This is a genomic window from Schaalia odontolytica, from assembly GCF_002847525.1.
Lineage (GTDB): Bacteria > Actinomycetota > Actinomycetes > Actinomycetales > Actinomycetaceae > Pauljensenia > Pauljensenia odontolytica_B.
Genome location: NZ_PKKM01000007.1, coordinates 107,283 through 123,808, shown reverse-complemented (window position 1 = coordinate 123,808; position 16,526 = coordinate 107,283). Strand labels below are relative to the sequence as shown.

Sequence of the window (16,526 nt, the reverse complement as noted above, 5' to 3'; positions counted from 1 at the left end):
ATGAGCACCGACCCCCGCGCCGCCATCGCCGCCGCCGACACCGCGCTCGGCATCGAGTTCGGCTCGACCCGCATCAAGGCCGTCCTGATCGGCCCCGACCATGAGGTGCTCGCCACCGGCGGCCACGGGTGGGAGAACCATCTGGAGGGCGGCCTGTGGTCCTACACCCTTGACGAGGTCGTCGCCGGCCTGCAAAGCGCCTACGCCTCCCTGGTCGCTGACGTGCGCGAGCGCTACGACGTCACCCCCACGTCCTACGGCTCGATGGGCATCTCCGCGATGATGCACGGCTACCTCGCTTTCGACGCCGACGACAACCTGCTCGCGCCCTTCCGCACGTGGCGCAACACCAACACGGGTCGCGCGGCCGATGAGCTCACCCGTCTCTTCGGCTTCAACATTCCGCTGCGCTGGTCGATCGCGCACCTGCACCAGGCGGTCCTCGACTCCGAGGAGCATGCGCCGCGCGTCGCCCGCCTGACCACCCTGGCAGGCTGGGTCCACCACCAGCTGACGGGCCGCCATGTCCTGGGTGTCGGCGACGCCTCGGGCATGTTCCCGATCGACTCGGAGGCGGGTACCTACGCGGAGTCCTACCTCGATCAGTACGAGGCCCTGGTCGAGTCCCGGGTCCCGTGGAGCCTGCGCGACGTCCTCCCGACCGTGCTGAGTGCAGGCGAGGACGCGGGCACGCTGACCCCCGAGGGGGCTGCGCTCATCGACCCGACCGGCACGCTGCAGCCAGGCATCGCGCTGTGCCCGCCGGAGGGTGACGCGGGCACCGGCATGATTGCGACGAACGCGATCGCGCAGCGTACCGGCAACATCTCGTGCGGCACCTCCGTCTTCCTGATGGCCGTCCTCGAGCGTTCCCTCACCGAGCTGCATACTGAGATTGACATGGTGACCACGCCCGACGGCTCGCCCGTCGCCATGGTCCACTCGAACAACGGCGCGTCCGAGCTCGACGCGTGGGTCGGCTGGTTCGCCGACTTCGCGCGCCTCGTTGGTGCCGACGTGAGTGTCCCGGCGATCTACGACGCCCTCTACAACCACGCGCTCACGGGCGAGGCCGACGCGGGCGGCGTCATGGCCTACAACACCCTGTCGGCCGAGCCGCTCGTCGGCCAGGAGGCGGCGCAGCCGGTCTTCACCCACACCGCCGACGCGCGCGTGAGCCTCGCCAACGCCGTGCGCGCCCAGCTCATGAGCATCTTCGCGGCCGTGCGCATCGGCGTTGACATCCTGAGTGACGAGGGCGTGCGCCTCGACTCGCTCTTCGCTCACGGTGGCCTGTTCAAGACCCCGGGCGTCGCCCAGCAGATCCTCGCCGACTCGCTGAACATCCCCGTCTCCGTCGGTGACACCGCGGGCGAGGGTGGCGCGTGGGGCATCGCGGTCCTCGCGCGCTACCGTGCGGTCGTCGCTGGGGGCGAGGCCGTGCCCGCCCTGCCGGACTACCTCTCCGAGCGCGTCTTCGCCGGGGCCTCGGTCTCCACCCTCGAGCCCACCGCCGAGGGCGTGGCCGGGTACGAGCGCTTCCTCGACGCATACCGCGCGGCCCTGCCCGGCGTGGAGGTCATCGCCCGGGGCGCCGCCCGCTGACGAGGCACGGGCCGGGACCCTGCGCAGGCGCATGTTTACCCAAAAATGTCGCACGTAATTCCCCGCGACCTATTTCAAACATTGAAATCAGGTCGTTGAAATTCCGCGCAATTCTCGATACCTAATAAAAGGTAGGGGAACCAAAATACGTGCGACATTGGGGGAGGGGGCGCGGGGTGGGCGGACCGGCTCGCCCAGCCCCCACCTCGTCGATTGAGCGAAACCCGCTACGATTACACCCATGGGTAAAGCTAGCCGCCGTAAGAAGGTCACCGATCCCGCCAAGCTCAAGGCGTATCGCCCGCCGATCCCCTTCGTCGCGCGCCCCTACGAGGGCCTGCCGAAGGAGATCGAGCTGGTCGCCATGCGCGAGCTCATCCCGGCGGCCACGCTGACCGCACGCACCGACGCCGACCACGGCGCCGTCGAATTCGACTTCGTCACTCTCCTGCCCGAGGGCCACCCCGCGATGGTGCGCCCCGACGGCCGCATCCTCGTTGCGCTGCAGACCCGCTCGAACTCCGCGGACCTCAGCCACGACGCGGGCGCCGCGCTGCTCGCCGCCATCGCCGCGAAGGAAGCGGGCGACGAGGGCGTCATCTCGATCGACGTGCGCGAGCCCTCCGAGCGTCTCCAGGACATCCTCGACCTCGACAGCTTCACCGACATGAAGCTCGAGGAGGACTTCTCCTACTGGTTCGACCCGGCCGAGGAGATCGACGAGTCGACGCGTCGCGCCCTCGAACAGAACCGCGACGAGATCATCCCGACCGAGCCCGTGCCCGGCGTCCCCGGAGCGTACTGGTGCGAGATGAACCGTAACTTCGTGCGTTTCCTGACGGACAACGACGAAGCCAAGCTTTTCGATGCGCTCGCCCGCCTAGCTGCGCGCGGCGAGGCCAACGTCGGCGAGGGCTCCCGCTACGTGGGTTCCTTCCGCGCGTGCGGCCTGATCGTCCCGGTCTTCGAGCTGCCCGAGGGTGCCAGCGCGGCCGACGTCGCGCCCGGCACGCAGGCCCTTGCCAAGGCCCTCGAGGAGGCCCTCAAGGTCACTGAGCGCCTGGATGACAAGGAACGCCGCGCACGTCAGGGCCTCGTCTCCCGAGCTGTGACGATCCGCTAAGCACATTTTTACCTGTCGTTTAGATAGGTTTGTCGCTCACATTACGGGCGGTGGGACGCGATTGCGCCCCGCCGCCCGTAGACTGTTAGTCGTGAACTATCCCGCCGGATCTCGAGGTTCCCAGCCGCAGCGCGTCGCCGCCGTCATCGCTGCGCACAACGTTGGACGCGCCGTCGCGGCCACCGTGCGCGCGTGCCGCGCCATACCCAGCGTTGACCTCCTCATTGTCGTCGACGATGGTTCCACGGACGACACCGGGCGTGCCGCCCGTGCCGCCGGCGCCGTCGTCGTGCGCCACTCCGTCGAGCGCGGGCGTGCCTCGGCGATCGAGACCGGCGTGAAGGTCGCCGCCATGCGCGACCGCCCTGACGGGCCGCCCCGCCACATCCTGCTTCTTTCCCCCGACCTCGGCGAATCCGCGGTCGAGGCCACCGCCCTCGTCGAGGCCGTCTTCGCCCGCCAGGCCGACATGGCGATTGCCGTCCCGTCGGCGGGACGCGAGTACTCCGGCTACGGGCCGGGCGTCGCCCGCCGGCTCATCCGCCGCAAGACCGGCTGGAACTGCCACTACCCCCTCAGCTACCAGCGCTGCCTGACGCGCGAGGCCATCGACGCGGCCATGCCCTTCGCGGGCCGCTACGTGCTCGAAGCCGCCATGACTATCAGCGTGCTGCGCGCGGGCCTGTCCGTCATGGAGGTCCCCTGCAACTTCGCCCACTCTGGCGCGGACCGCTCGCTCGGCTCGCTCAACCGCCCGGCGCGCATGTTCGACGCCGTGCGCGCCACGGTCAGCCAGCTCTTCCACTCCGACGCGCGCTCGAAGCGCCGCGCCGACCATGAACAGGGGATCGGCGTGCCCTACCCGGCCCCGGCCTCGGCCCGCGACGAGGCGGAGGAATCCGATTCTTCTGACGCGCGCCCCGCGGAGATGGTCGGGTGAAGGGCCCGGATCGATTAGCCGTCGGTCGCCTGGTGGTGACCTGGTGGCTGCCCACCCTCATCGCCTGCGTCGTCGGCGCACTCTACGTCTGCTACTCGGTGGCGCAGTGGCGCGCGCTTGTCGCCCCTTCGTGGGACCTTGGCATCTTCACCGAGGCCGTCCAGGCCTACTCGCGCTTCGAGGCACCCATCGTCCCCATCAAGGGGCCCGGCTACAACCTGCTGGGTGATCACTTCCATCCGATCCTGGCGCTGCTCGGTCCGATCTTCCGTCTCTTCCCCTCCGCGCTGACCCTCCTCGTCATCCAGGACGTGCTGATAGCCGCGTCGGCCGCGCCGATCGCGCGCCTCGCGCAGCGTCTCCTCGGTCGAGGCGGCGCGCTCCTCGTCGGGCTCGCCTACGGCCTGGGGTGGGGGCTCCAGGGTGCGGTTGGCGCCCAGTTTCACGAGGTCTGCGTGGCCGTCCCGCTGTTGGCTTTCGGTGGAGTTGCCTTCGTCGAACGACGGTGGGGGGCGTGCATGGCGTGGCTGGCGCCGCTGGTTCTTGTCAAGGAGGATCTCGGGCTGACGGTCTTCGTCGCTGGACTCGCGATCGCGTGGCGCCGCAGAGACGACGGGCGTGCCGCTGTCCTGCGGTCGTTAGCGTACGCTCTGTTCGGCATCGTCGCGTTTGCGCTGACAGTCAAGGTGCTGCTCCCGGCGATGAACCCGGCTGGCACGTGGGCCTACTCGCTCGACGGCTCCGCCACCGGCGCGGGCACGCCGACCGGTGGAACCACCTCCGCCCGCGCAATCCCCTCCCTGTGGGACATCCTGACGACTCCCTCTGTCAAGCTCGTGACGCTCCTCGTCCTCGCGGCCGGCGCGGGCCTCGTGGGCACCGGGTCCCCCTGGTTTGCGCTGGTCCTCCCGACCCTCGCCTGGCGCTTCGCGGGCTCCGTCGAGACCTACTACGTGTGGGACTCGTGGCACTACAACGCCGTGCTCGTCCCCATCGCCGCGTGCTCCCTGCTGGATGTCATCGACCAGTGGCTCGCTCCCAAGCGGGCCTCTCGTTCGGCGTCCGCCTCCGCGCTTGCGGAGGCTGTGGGAGAAGGCGCGGTGCGTGAGTTGCATGCCGATCAGGGGGCCTCGGCCTCGCCAACAAGGGGGTGGCGGGTGGCCGCGTGGGCAGTCGCGTGCATCCCCGCACTGTCTCTGGCTCTCACGGCCTCGTCCCTGCCGCTGTGGCACCTGCCCGACCTCAAGGAGGACCCGCGCATGGCCGCCGCCCTCGGCGCGCTCGACGCGGTGCCTGAGGGGGTGAGCGTCGAGACCGACACGACGCTGCTCGCGCGCCTCGTGCCCGGTCGCGAGGTCTACTGGGTGGGAACGACTGGCACCATGGATACCCCGCCGGAGTATGTCGTCATCGATGCGCGCTCCTACGCGTGGGGCGATCAGCAGGTCGACGCCGAGTCGTGGGGGAGCGCCGCCCACCCCGGCTACTCCTACGAGACCGTCTACGCCAAGCAGGGCTTCCGCGTCGCAAGGCGTACCTCGTAAGCGGTATGTCAGTGAGGCAGCATCTCGTCGCTCACCTCGGTGTCGAATACATGTCCAATTTTAACTGGGGTTCATAAATTCACGGCGGTCGCCGGTTGCGTCACGACACCTGCATGGGTTCATCGGCGCCACGTATCAGTCGGCCCATCTTCCCGCGTCATAATACGGTCGGCAACCGTCAATGACGCGCTCCTGCGACGACGATGCGCTCGGCCCTCCCGGTGTTGTCATTTGTTGACACGCAGGTCAACAAGTCGCATATGATTGACCAGTCTGACAGTAGGAGAAAAGTATGTCCTCTCTCGCGTCTCGCCGCACCCTTGCAGCGGCCTCGTCCCTGCTTCTGGTGGCCGTTGGTCTGACCGGCTGCATAAGGCTCCCCGGCGGTGGAGGTTCGAATTCTACGGACATCGCCTCGATGAAGAACATCCCCGAAGGCATCAAGCGCGACCTCATCAGCCAGATGAACTCCGCCTCCGGCGCCGAGAAGAACAAGATCGTCGAAAAAGCCAACGCCCTGAACAACATGGTCGGCGCGCAGCTAATCGGTCAGAGCGATGGCATCTTCGAAGAACCGTTCAAGCTGGAAGAAAACGGAACGATTTCCGTTGATAAAGAGTCTTACGCATACAGACTCATGTCGGCCACTGATTACTGGCGCCTCGGCCAAGACACCTACGATCTGTGCGTCGAGCAGGACTGCCAGTACTACTCCTCATGGACCGTTGAGGTCGAAGGCAGTGACAAGGACACCACTTACGTGTGGACTATGAAGATCGACGGCCCCGATCAGCCCGCGCAACCTATCGTCCGCCGCTTCAAGGTCAAATCATAAGAACCACGCGCGGAACTGCGCGAAACACATCCCGTCACCATAAGGAGAATGCTGTGACAGATTTGGCGTACCGTCACAAGAAGCAGGAAGAAGCACTCCCTCATGCGGAGGATGGTGGGGCTGCCGTCAAGAACTCTTCGGAGAACACTAACAAGCTCAGCGCCGCGCAAGACTTCACCGCGTGGGGGAACGAAAGAGGTCCCGCAGCCATGCGTCATAGCACCGCGGGCCTGTTCGGCGACATCTCGAAGATTCTCGAGGAAGAGAATGCTCTCATCTCAACCTTCATTACCGAGACGAAGCATGTGATGGAAGCAGTCAAGGACGCCGAGTGGGATGCCGAGTACTCATTCCATAAGGTCAAGGATGCTCTTCACACGGTCTCTGATTCAGAGGCCTCACGCAATCTTAAGAAGGCTCTCGAAAACGGCGGATACGCTGTGACTGAGAAAGATGTGAAACCAGTGCCCACTTCCACTGATACTCAGGGAACCACAGGCGCCCCCTCTGACACTGGTGCTGCAACTGAGTACGACGACTAAGAGAAAAAAGGCGTTCATCATGGCGTCTTCACCCAACTATCACAAGCTCAAAACCTTTTTGTATCACGCAAGGGCCAACGGCGACCTCGAGCGCTGGGAAACCGAGCACGAGAACACTATCCATGGTTTTGATGATGCAGTAAAGCGACTCGAGGAGTATCGGCAGAGCCACGGTTTTACTGGCAAAGCTGCGGAAGCGATGGACAAGTGGGTCGAAACATCGATCGATCGAATCAACAACTACCGTAAGCAATACGAGGCCGGCCACACCGTCTACACGGCAGCACGCGATGCGATGGCAGCTGCCTACGCAGAAGGTCAAAACATCAGTGATAGCCTTCTTGACGCCGAGACCGCAGCAATGCGCGACGACAAGTTTGTCTTCGTTCCGTCCGATAAGCCTGGTGGTGGGATCGCACTCGGCCCCATGCGCATTACAACAGGAGAAGCGTACGTCGCAGGCGTCGAGGCGCAGGCGAATGCCCAGCGCGAAGAATCCTGCCAACGTATCCTCGATACGATTAACAATCGGACCACTGACTTGTCAGGAACAATGTCGGACGTGCGCAAGGGGAAACACGTCGACATCGCCACAGTTACAGCGGATCCCGATTCGGGCGATCATGGCGGCACCACACCTTCTGACGGGAAAACCCACACTCGCGGAGATGGAGGCGGCGGTTATTCGCCGGAGAATGGTTTTGGTCGTGAGGCTGGCCGTAACGGTGAGGGCTACCCGGGCGGCTTCGATAAGCCGTGGTGGAGTGAGGCCGATGCGGCTGCTGCTCGTAACCGCGTGATCGCCTCTGGAGCCGTCCCCAAGCAGGAGCTGCCGTACGGCGAGCTGGGTTCGCGCACGAACCCGATCACTGACCCGCAGGACCTCATGGACACCGACCTGCTCCACACGCGCGTCAACGGCACCACGTATCGCAACGGCGTCGTCGGCGGCCACACCCCGGCTCCCCCCGCTGATGCGCAGCATCCACTGTGGCGCCTCAACGGCGGCGCTGCATCTGACGCTGCCATGGCTGGTCGTCTGGGTGGCGCTGGTGTGCTGGGCGCTGGCGCGCTGGGCATGCGCGGTGCCGCCCGCATGGGTTCGGGCTTTGGTGGCCTGGGCGGAGCCTCTGGCGCATCGGGTTCGGCGAACGGCCTCGGTATGGGCGGCCTGCGTGGTATCACGGGCACGACCGGTTCAGCTGGCGCTATGGGTACTTCGAACCTGCGCGTGGGCACGTACTCGGGTTCGGGTTTTGGTTCCTACACTCCCCCCGCTTCCGTGGCCGGCGCGAACGGTGCGGCCGGTGCGGGCGCTTCCGGCGTGACCGGTACGACCGGCGCCGGTGGTGGTGCGGCCGGTGCGGCTGGCGCTGCCGGTCGCGGCGGCGCGGGTGCTGGCGGCGGCTTCATGGGCGGCGGCGCGGGTGCTGGCGGCGGCATGGGCAAGGACGACAAGAAGGGCCGCAAGCGCAAGTACGTGGCTTTCACGGTGGATGAGGATGAGGATGATCTGCCCGCAGGCTACGTCAACCCCCTGTCCCAGACCTACGGAACAGACCGCACCATCGCTCCCGCCAAGCGGGAGGACGACGGATGGGACCTACGCCAATGGTGACCTTCTTTGGCAACTCCGTGCGTGCTCTGACAACTGCCGCCTGCGCCCTCGCGCTGAGTGCGGGCGCACTGACGGCGGCCCCGGCTCCCGCGTACGCGGACGAGATCACCTCGCAGGAGTACTTCTCCTACTACCACCTTGACCAAGCACGAGCGAAGGGCTATACCGGCAAGGGTGTGATCATTGCCCTCATTGACAGCCCCGTCAACCTCAGCGACCCGGAACTGGCCGGCGCCAACATAACCGATAAGAGCCGGTGTACGATCATTGCCAAGGGAGACAAGAAGGATCACGGTAACCAAATGGCTGCCCTTCTGGTCTCCCAGAAATACGGTGTCGCGCCCGACGCAACGTTATACACCTATCAAGCCGGTGGGTGGCCAGATGACACAACCGGTTGTGAAACAGCTACAGATTATCGAGCAAACCTCGATGTCCTCATCAACCAAGCCATTGATGACGGTGCGCAGATCATTTCGATTTCCGCGACCAGCGAAGATCGGTCACCAAGCCTCATGTGGGCAGTGGCTCGCGCCATGAATGAAGGAGTCATCATCATGGCAGGCGCGGGAAACAACGGAGCAGAAGACACCGATAGCTTAGGCCGCTGGTCAGGCGTCGTAGGAGTATCCGCAATCAACGCTGATAGGTCTTTTGCCACCTACTCCTCCTACGGTCCTGGTGTTACAACCGCAGCGTTCGGAGGCCCCATCAATGTTCGCAGCGTGGACACCGGTGCCATCACCACCACTCAGGGAACATCTAACGCTACCGCAATAGCTGCCGGATTCATGGCCATGGCACGACAGAAATGGCCCAACGCGAGCACCAATCAGCTGCTCCAACTCCTCGTGAAGAATAGCCTCAACCCCAACCATGACTGGAACCAGTACACCGGCTACGGGGCAATTGATGGCGCTTCCTTGATGAGAACAGACCCGTCACAGTACCCCGATGAGAACCCCTTAGCTGACAAAGGCACGGGTAGCCGTCCTACACCCAAGGAGCAATTGGATCTCGCAGACGCAGTCATTAACCCCCTCGGTGTGAACATGGCCGATTCCTACGTCTACCGCGGATTTGATGAGTCAGTTGCATACGCCTCTGCTCTATCCAACGTACCGCACATTGGAACCAGTCCCCGATACCACCAGAAGTAAACGCGTGACGCACCGAGTGCCGCGCAGCCGGATGTCCGGCCACGCGGCACTCGTGCCGTTTGTGCGGCTACTTCGCCGTGCGCAGGCGCAGCGAGTTGAGGACCACGAACACGGACGAGCACGCCATCGCGGCGCTCGCAAGCATGGGGGAGAGGAGCCCAGCGATCGCGAGCGGCACCATGAGGACGTTGTAGAAGAACGCCCAGAACAGGTTTTCCTTGATGATGCGCAGCGTCCGGCGCGACACTCGGATCGCGGTCGCCGCCGAGGTGAGTGACGAGTTCATGAGTGTCATGTCCGCGACCTCGATCGCCACGTCCGTGCCCGAGCCCATTGCGATGCCCAGGCCCTTCGCGCTGGCCTGCGCGAGGGCGGCCGCGTCGTTCACGCCGTCGCCCACCATCGCGACCGTGCGCCCCTCGGCTTGTAGATCGGCGACGGTGTCGCGCTTGCCGTCGGGCAGGACGCCCGCGATGACGCGCTCGATGCCCACCTGACCCGCGACGTGGCGGGCCGCCGCCTCGTTATCGCCGGTCAGCAGGATCGGCTCGATGCCAAGCTCGCGCAGCTGGGCGATCGCATCCGCGGAGGACTCCTTGACCGTGTCGCGCACGACGAGTGTGGCAATCGCGCGGCCCTCGACGCGCTCGGGGATCACCAGGGACGAGGCCGGGGCCCCCTCGCGCTCGCCCGCGCCCGGGGTGGTGCCGGGCTGGGTGGGGGTACCGGTATCCCCACCCGCGTTGCCGCCAGCCGCGGGTGCGCCGTCGGAGGATGCGGCCTCAGAACGGGAGGTAACCGTGCCGTGGTAGCCGGCGGCGTTCACGACGGCCTCGAGCTCTTCGTCGCTGTGCGGGGCGGTGAGCGTGATGCGCGCGGATTCGGTGGCCAGGTTGACCTCGGCCTTCACGCCGTCGAGCTTGCCGAGCTTGCGCTCGACGCGGCGCACGCAGGACGCGCAGGTCATGCCGCCCACGCTCATGGTGAGCGTCGCGAGGGGCAGCTCGGCGTCGGGGCCGGGCAGTGTGATGGATGCGGGCGCCTCGGGCGTGGCGGCTGCCGACTCCGGGGAGGAGGATGCAGCGGAACCCAGGTTTGGCGCGAGCGCCGCGACGACGGCGGAGGCACCCGAGGCCTCGGCCTCGCGTACGGCCTCGAGAAGGGAAGCGGGCACGTCGATGCCCAGGGAAGCCAGCCACGACGGGCGACCGACCAGCACGCCGCCCTGGGCGGTGATGCCGACGACGCCGAGTCCGGGCTGATTCGCGAACGCCGTCACGGGCTCCAGTGACAGGCCGCGGTCCGATGCACCCGACGTGATCGCGCGGGCGACGGGGTGCTCGGAGAGGGACTCGACGGAGGCTGCAAGGGACAGGGCCGAGTCCTCGTCCACCTCGGGGGAGCTTCCCGCGCCGGGCGCGACCGCGACCGACTCGAGGGACATGACGCCCGTGGTCACCGTGCCCGTCTTGTCGAGCAGCATCGTGTCGATTGAGCGCGTCTGCTCGAGGATTTCCGCGTTCTTGATGAGGATGCCGAGCTGCGAGGCGCGCCCCGACCCGACGAGGATTGCGGTGGGCGTGGCCAGGCCGAGCGCACACGGGCACGCCACGACCAGGACGGCGACGGCCGCCGTGAACGCGGCCTGAACGCTGCCGCCCGCAAGCAGCCAGCCCCCGAGGGTGAGCAGGGAGACGGCGATGACGATCGGGACGAACACGCCCGAAATCTGGTCCGCGAGGCGCTGGACGGGGGCCTTGCCGGCCTGGGCCTCGGCGACCATGCGCCCGATCTGCGCGAGCGTCGTATCCGAGCCGACGCGCGTGGCGCGCACCAGCAGGGACCCCCACGTGTTGACGGTCGCGCCAGTCACCGCGTCGCCGGGGGCGGCGTCCACGGGCACGGACTCGCCCGTCAGGAGCGAGGTGTCCAGGGCGGAGGAACCCTCGACGATGACGCCGTCGGTTGCCACCTTCTCGCCCGGGCGCACCGCAAAGAGGTCGCCGACCTGCAGGGATGAGGCGGGCACGACCGTTTCCGTGCGCTCGCCGGTCGCGGGATCGACGCTCACGAGCGTCGCCTCCTTCGCGCCCATGCGCAGCAGCGACCGCAGCGCGTCGCCCGCGCGGTAGCGTGCGCGTGCCTCCAGGTAGCGGCCCGTCAGCAGGAACACGACGATCATGCACGCGCCCTCGAAGTAGATTTCCGCGTGGCCGGCGTGCGCCGCGCGCGGGATCAGGCTCATGTGCATACGCATGCCGAGCATCCCGGCACCGCCCCACAGCAGCGCCCACCAGCTCCACAGAGTCGAGGAGATGACGCCGAGGGAGACCAGCGTGTCCATCGTTGTCGAGCCGTGGCGACCCGCCGCAAAGGCCGCCCGGTGGAAGGGCCACGCGCCCCACGTCACCACCGGGATCGAGGCCACCGCGACGACCCACTGCCACCCCGTGAACTGCCACGCGGGAACCATCGACAGAATCATCGCGAGGATGCCCAGCGGCGCGCAGACGATGAGGCGTCGGCGCAGGTCGGCGGCGTGGGCGCGGGTGCCCTCGCCGACCTGGGGAGCGGGGGTCGAGGCCGGGGTGGCCTCAAGGGAAGAAGGGGCGGCCGCGGAAGTAGTCGTCACGGAGTCAGTGGACATGGGTACCCTCCGGGGGTATGTATCGGGTGAAAGGAAACGAGGCCGGGGAGGTGCCCCGGCCTCGTCGGTGAGGCGTGGGAAACCTCAGAAGTCGCGCGAGATGCCGACCAGCTTGAAGCCGGCCTCGGACACCGCGTCGCTCAGCGCCGCGTCGTCCAGGGGGGTGTCGGTCAGGACCGTCACCTTGGAGGTGGCGCCCGAGTTGAGGATCACGTCAACGTTCTTCACGCCGGGGATCTCGCTCAGCTCTTCGCTGACGCTCATCACACAGTGGCCGCAGGTCATGCCGTCGACGGACAGCTCAATGGTGCGATCGATCTCGGTGGTCATGATGTCTCCTTGTTATTAGGACTTGATGAGGCGCGCGATGGCCGCGGCCGCCTCGTCGACTTTGGCCTGCGCGGCCTCGTCGGATTCGCGCGCCGCCGTGACGACGCAGTGGTTCATGTGGTCTTTGAGCAGGTTGACCGCGACCGAATCGAGTGCGGACTGGACGGCCGAGACCTGCGTGAGGATGTCGATGCAGTAGTCACCCTGCGAGATCATGCGCTGCAGGCCGCGGACCTGGCCCTCGATGCGGCGCAGGCGCGCGAGATGATTCTCGGTGTTGCCGTGGTAGCCGTGTTCGTTGCTCATGGAAATGATAGTACCCCTAGGGGGTATGGGTGTCAAGGGGGTGCCGTCAACGAGCGCTGTGGGGGTGGCGACACGCATCCCTCAATGAGGCGCGCCCAGGCCCGGCCCGCCGTAGGGTGGAGGCAGCACTAAGGTGAAGGAGGGGACATGAAGCGACGCCCGCGTCGGCGCTACCGCGCGATCCGCCGCGTCCCCCAGGCCTACCCCGGCCTCTACCTGCGCCTTAAAGTCGCCCCCGTCGTGCCCGCCCTCGCGGCCACGGTCGCCGTCGGCGCGCTCGCGGAAATCTCCGCCCTGCCGCAGGATGTTCGCACCCGCGCGCGTTCCCTCTCCGACGACATGGGCACAGCGATCAGCGAGAAATCGCAGCGCATCTTCTTCGATAACCCCGGCCTCGACACCCTCCTCATCCGCTCCCTCTCGCACGTCGCTCGGCGCACGGCGACCGTGGGGCGCGCCTGGGCGCAAGCCGTCGTCGCCGTCGGCGCGGACAGGGACGGGCGCATGGCCCGCATGCTGCCCCTCATCCCCAGGCGCGGATACGACGCCCTCATGACCGGAATGCTGACGATCGGCACGGCCGTGGGTGCCCTGCGTGGCGGCGAGGTCCATGTCGCTCTGCTGCGCGACTCCGACGCCGACCCTGCGTTCCAGGACCCGCTGCCCGGCCACCCCGAGGCCCAGATCCGCCGCGTCGATCCGCCCGCGCTTCTCTCCGACATGTGCGCCGACATCGACGAACTCTACTGGTCGCGCACGATCGGCCCGGCCGTGAAGATCACCCGCGTCGGCGAGGGCGAGGCTCGCCGTTGGCTTCTCTCCTTGGTCGGCACCGAGTCCATGACGTGGCGCTCCACGAACAACCCGGCCGACGCCGAGACGAACATCCGACTCATGCTCGGCCTGGAAAGCGCGATGAGCGTCGGCGTCGTGCGCGCCCTCCACGCCGCCATGGAACGCGACGGCGTGCCCGCCGATCGATGGGCGCGCGAACCCGTCCTCATCTGCGGCCACTCCCAGGGCGGGATCGTCGCCGCCGCCCTCGCCTCCGTCCCACCCGACGAGGCCGGGGTCAACGTCGGCGGCATCCTATCCACGGGCGGCCCGAACCGGCGCATCCGCGTGCGCCCCGACGTGGTGACCGTCGCCGTCTACCACGACCAGGACGTCATGCCGAGCCTCGACGGCTCGCCCGACCGTGCCCCCGACCGGCGCGTCACCGTCGGACGAAGCCTCGTGAGGCCTCGTACCCGCCCCCTCTACTACGCGCACTCCTCCTCGACCTACACCGAGACCGTCCGTCTCCTCGAGCGTAAGGTGCGCGTGACCCCGTGGGGTCGGCTGGCCTCGTCAATGGCGGCCCTGCAGGATTTCCTGCCCACCCCGGGCGAGGACACCCGCGTCATGCACTACGAGATCTGGCAGGACATCCTGACCCCGACCGCTGAGGGCACGTGGGACACGGTTGCCGCACTCGAACGCGCCAGCTCCTACGAATCCGCCACCTATCCGATCGACTACGCGGTCACGGCCCCCCGCCTGCCCCGCGTCGCCCGAGCCCGGCGCCGCGCGGCCCTCCCGGCGCGCATCGCTTCCGCCCTCTCCTCCCTGAGAAAGGACAGGTCATGACCGACCCCAACGCCCCCCTGCGCGAGGTGCGCCGATGGATGCGCGTCTCGACCCCCGTCAACAAGGCAGCCTCCTCCGGCCTGCGCGGGCGGCTCCCGCAGATCGCCGGTCCGCTCATGATCGGCGCGCTCGGCGTGGGCGCCCTGGGCGCGGGCATCGCGTGGCGCGCCCTGTCCTCGACGAGGGGCACCGGGCGCACACAGCGCTTCGTCGACCTGGCGACCGCGGCGCTCGACTCCGGCTTCCCTGTGCGTGCGCACGACGCCGATGCAGGTGAGGCCCGCGCGCCGCGCCGCGTCGTCCACGTCGAGGTCGGCGAGGGCTTCGGGCGCCCCTCCCTCGTATCCATCGACGTGGTCGTGGCCTCCTCCGATTTTCTGTCGGAGCATGAGGCTGCCACGCGTGCCCTCGACGCGATCACCCGCGCGACCTGGAACAATCCCGAAATGGCGCCGGTCAGCGTGCGCGCACGAGTTCTCCTTGCCCACGACGAGGCCGGCGACCTCGAGGCCCCCGGCGCGCAGACCGACACCGTCGTCGACATGAGCGCCCTCGGCTTCGCCGACGAGATCGCGCGCCCCGACGAGCTCTACGACCGCTACGGCGCGCCCGAGTGCGACCCCGCCTGGAGGCCGTGACCTTCGTTGGCCCCGGCCTCGTTGAGGTCGGGAAATAATGGAAAAGGCGGCGAGGCGCGGACCAACCGCGCACCCGCCGCCCCAACCGCTAGAGCTCAGGCCTCCCAGCGCGCCAGGCGCTCGGACAGGCCGATGTAGGTCGCGGGGGTCAGCGCAAGGAGGCGCTCCTCCACCTCGGCCGGCAGACCCAGGCCCGCGATGAACTCACGCATGTCTTCCGCGCCCACCTCGTGGCCGCGCGTCAGCTCCTTGAGGCGCTCGTACGGGTTCGCCATGCCAGTCGCGCCCGCGATCGCGGCGGCGCGCATCGCCTGTTGGACGGCCTCGCCGAGCACCGCCCAATTCGCGTCCAGGTCGGCCGCCATGCGCGCTGCGTTGATCTCGATGCCATCCAGGCCGCGCACCAGGTTGTCGTAGGCCAGCACAGCGTGACCGAACGCGACGCCCACGTTGCGCTGCGTCGTCGAATCCGTCAGGTCGCGCTGCATGCGGCTGGTCACCAGCGTCGCACCCAGGGAATCCAGCAGCGCGTTCGACACCTCCAGGTTCGCTTCCGCGTTCTCGAAGCGGATCGGGTTGACCTTGTGCGGCATCGTCGACGAGCCCGTCGAGCCCTGCGCCGCCAGGTTCTGGTGGAAGTAATCCATCGAAATGTAGGTCCACGCGTCCGTCGCCAGGTTGTGGGCGATGCGGCCCGCGCGCGCCACGTCCGCGTACAGCTCGGCCTGCCAGTCGTGCGACTCGATCTGCGTGGTCAGCGGGTTCCACGTCAGGCCCAGGCCCTCCACGAAGGAACGCGCCAGCGTCGGCCAATCCGCGCCCGGCACCGACACGACGTGCGCGGCCCACGTGCCCGTCGCGCCGTTGATCTTGCCCAGGTACTCAGTGGCCTCGACGCGCTTGATCTGGCGGGACAGGCGGTGCGCGAACACAGCCATCTCCTTGCCGACCGTCACCGGCGTCGCCGGCTGGCCGTGCGTGTGCGCCAACATCGGAACGTCCGCCCCGGCCTCGGCGAGGCCACGCAGGCGATCCAGGAGCGCGCGGATCGCGGGCAGCCACACCTGCTCGGTCGCCGCCTTGATGGTCAGCGCGTACGCCAGGTTGTTGATGTCCTCGGAGGTGCAGAAGATGTGGACGACCTCGCGCAGGGACGGCAGATTCGTGCCCTCGCCCAGCTTGCTGGCCGCAGCCTCGAGGTATTCGCCGATCAGGTATTCGACGGCCTTGACGTCGTGGCGGGTGACGGCCTCGAACTCGCCCAGGCGTTTGATGTGGTCGGCGCCGAAGTCACGCGTGAGTGCGCGCAGGTAGTCGCGCTCGGCGTCGGTCAGCGTCGGGGCGCCGGGCAGGACCGAGTTGTCGAGCAGGAAAATCAGCCATTCGATCTCGACGTGCACGCGCGCGCGGTTCAGGCCCGCCTCGGACAGGTAGTTCGCCAGGGGCGCGGCGACCGCGCGGTAGCGGCCGTCCAGCGGGCTGAGCGGTTCACCCCCGCCCGCCAGGTCCGAATAGCCGTGGGCAGTGGAGAACAGTGTCATCGTGTCGCTCATACCCCTATCTTCCCAGAACGAGGGGCCATCGGGACGCCCAGTCCGCTCGGCGGTTC

At 67.4% G+C, this 16,526-nt stretch carries 14 protein-coding genes; 10 read left to right on the top strand and 4 right to left on the bottom strand.

The window, feature by feature from the left end:
• From CYJ22_RS06285 to CYJ22_RS06240, 8 genes are all read left to right on the top strand, one after another.
• Positions 1 to 1,605 (top strand): xylulokinase, encoded by a 1,605-nt coding sequence (locus CYJ22_RS06285; RefSeq protein ID WP_101601893.1) that lies wholly within the window; start codon positions 1 to 3, stop codon positions 1,603 to 1,605.
• A 241-nt stretch (positions 1,606 to 1,846) separates the two neighbouring features.
• Positions 1,847 to 2,728: a DUF5926 family protein gene (locus tag CYJ22_RS06280; RefSeq protein WP_101601891.1), complete on the top strand. Its 882-nt coding sequence runs from the start codon at positions 1,847 to 1,849 to the stop codon at positions 2,726 to 2,728.
• Between the two features lie 91 nt (positions 2,729 to 2,819).
• Positions 2,820 to 3,668, top strand: a complete 849-nt coding sequence (locus CYJ22_RS06275) for a glycosyltransferase (protein WP_101601888.1) — start codon at positions 2,820 to 2,822, stop codon at positions 3,666 to 3,668.
• Complete coding sequence (locus tag CYJ22_RS06270) at positions 3,665 to 5,212, top strand: DUF2079 domain-containing protein (protein WP_101601885.1); 1,548 nt, start codon at positions 3,665 to 3,667, stop codon at positions 5,210 to 5,212. Before CYJ22_RS06275 ends, CYJ22_RS06270 begins: the two co-directional genes overlap by 4 nt.
• A 292-nt stretch (positions 5,213 to 5,504) precedes the next feature.
• Positions 5,505 to 6,047 (top strand): hypothetical protein, encoded by a 543-nt coding sequence (locus tag CYJ22_RS06265; RefSeq protein WP_007589657.1) that lies wholly within the window; start codon positions 5,505 to 5,507, stop codon positions 6,045 to 6,047.
• 53 nt (positions 6,048 to 6,100) lie between these two features.
• A complete protein-coding gene (locus CYJ22_RS06260) occupies positions 6,101 to 6,589 on the top strand; it encodes a hypothetical protein (RefSeq protein ID WP_007589655.1) in 489 nt (162 codons plus the stop codon).
• A 19-nt stretch (positions 6,590 to 6,608) separates the two neighbouring features.
• Entirely contained in the window at positions 6,609 to 8,207 is a 1,599-nt protein-coding gene (locus CYJ22_RS10175) for a hypothetical protein (protein WP_165782129.1), read from the top strand.
• Positions 8,201 to 9,367 carry a S8 family peptidase gene (locus CYJ22_RS06240; protein ID WP_009054627.1) on the top strand — a complete coding sequence of 389 codons (1,167 nt, stop codon included), beginning with the start codon at positions 8,201 to 8,203 and terminating at the stop codon, positions 9,365 to 9,367. Before CYJ22_RS10175 ends, CYJ22_RS06240 begins: the two co-directional genes overlap by 7 nt.
• 67 nt (positions 9,368 to 9,434) lie before the next feature.
• Here the strand turns inward: CYJ22_RS06240 and CYJ22_RS06235 are convergent, their stop codons facing one another.
• From CYJ22_RS06235 to CYJ22_RS06225, 3 genes are all read right to left on the bottom strand, one after another.
• On the bottom strand, positions 9,435 to 12,014 hold the full coding sequence (locus CYJ22_RS06235; RefSeq protein WP_101601877.1) for a heavy metal translocating P-type ATPase: 2,580 nt from the start codon (positions 12,012 to 12,014) through the stop codon (positions 9,435 to 9,437).
• Between the two features lie 84 nt (positions 12,015 to 12,098).
• Positions 12,099 to 12,344 carry a heavy-metal-associated domain-containing protein gene (locus CYJ22_RS06230; RefSeq protein ID WP_009054619.1) on the bottom strand — a complete coding sequence of 82 codons (246 nt, stop codon included), beginning with the start codon at positions 12,342 to 12,344 and terminating at the stop codon, positions 12,099 to 12,101.
• Between the two features lie 15 nt (positions 12,345 to 12,359).
• Positions 12,360 to 12,650: a metal-sensitive transcriptional regulator gene (locus CYJ22_RS06225; protein ID WP_009054594.1), complete on the bottom strand. Its 291-nt coding sequence runs from the start codon at positions 12,648 to 12,650 to the stop codon at positions 12,360 to 12,362.
• Positions 12,651 to 12,797: 147 nt separating this feature from the next.
• Between CYJ22_RS06225 and CYJ22_RS06220 the strand changes: the two genes are divergently transcribed.
• A complete protein-coding gene (locus CYJ22_RS06220; protein ID WP_009054608.1) occupies positions 12,798 to 14,279 on the top strand; it encodes an alpha/beta hydrolase in 1,482 nt (493 codons plus the stop codon).
• Positions 14,276 to 14,917 (top strand): pyridine nucleotide-disulfide oxidoreductase, encoded by a 642-nt coding sequence (locus tag CYJ22_RS06215; protein ID WP_101601875.1) that lies wholly within the window; start codon positions 14,276 to 14,278, stop codon positions 14,915 to 14,917. Before CYJ22_RS06220 ends, CYJ22_RS06215 begins: the two co-directional genes overlap by 4 nt.
• Before the next feature lie 95 nt (positions 14,918 to 15,012).
• Here the strand turns inward: CYJ22_RS06215 and purB are convergent, their stop codons facing one another.
• On the bottom strand, positions 15,013 to 16,470 hold the full coding sequence (gene purB / locus CYJ22_RS06210; protein WP_101601873.1) for an adenylosuccinate lyase: 1,458 nt from the start codon (positions 16,468 to 16,470) through the stop codon (positions 15,013 to 15,015).
• Positions 16,471 to 16,526 lie beyond the last annotated feature (56 nt).

What these genes read in the sequence shown, in the direction of transcription:
- CYJ22_RS06285 (WP_101601893.1), top strand. Translation starts at nt 1, where the DNA reads ATGAGCACCGACCCCCGCGCCGCCATCGCCGCCGCCGACACCGCGCTC.
- CYJ22_RS06280 (WP_101601891.1), top strand. Translation starts at nt 1,847, where the DNA reads ATGGGTAAAGCTAGCCGCCGTAAGAAGGTCACCGATCCCGCCAAGCTC.
- CYJ22_RS06265 (WP_007589657.1), top strand. Translation starts at nt 5,505, where the DNA reads ATGTCCTCTCTCGCGTCTCGCCGCACCCTTGCAGCGGCCTCGTCCCTG.
- CYJ22_RS10175 (WP_165782129.1), top strand. Translation starts at nt 6,609, where the DNA reads ATGGCGTCTTCACCCAACTATCACAAGCTCAAAACCTTTTTGTATCAC.
- CYJ22_RS06240 (WP_009054627.1), top strand. Translation starts at nt 8,201, where the DNA reads ATGGTGACCTTCTTTGGCAACTCCGTGCGTGCTCTGACAACTGCCGCC.
- CYJ22_RS06235 (WP_101601877.1), bottom strand. Translation starts at nt 12,014, where the DNA reads ATGTCCACTGACTCCGTGACGACTACTTCCGCGGCCGCCCCTTCTTCC.
- CYJ22_RS06230 (WP_009054619.1), bottom strand. Translation starts at nt 12,344, where the DNA reads ATGACCACCGAGATCGATCGCACCATTGAGCTGTCCGTCGACGGCATG.
- CYJ22_RS06225 (WP_009054594.1), bottom strand. Translation starts at nt 12,650, where the DNA reads ATGAGCAACGAACACGGCTACCACGGCAACACCGAGAATCATCTCGCG.
- CYJ22_RS06220 (WP_009054608.1), top strand. Translation starts at nt 12,798, where the DNA reads ATGAAGCGACGCCCGCGTCGGCGCTACCGCGCGATCCGCCGCGTCCCC.
- CYJ22_RS06215 (WP_101601875.1), top strand. Translation starts at nt 14,276, where the DNA reads ATGACCGACCCCAACGCCCCCCTGCGCGAGGTGCGCCGATGGATGCGC.
- purB (WP_101601873.1), bottom strand. Translation starts at nt 16,470, where the DNA reads ATGAGCGACACGATGACACTGTTCTCCACTGCCCACGGCTATTCGGAC.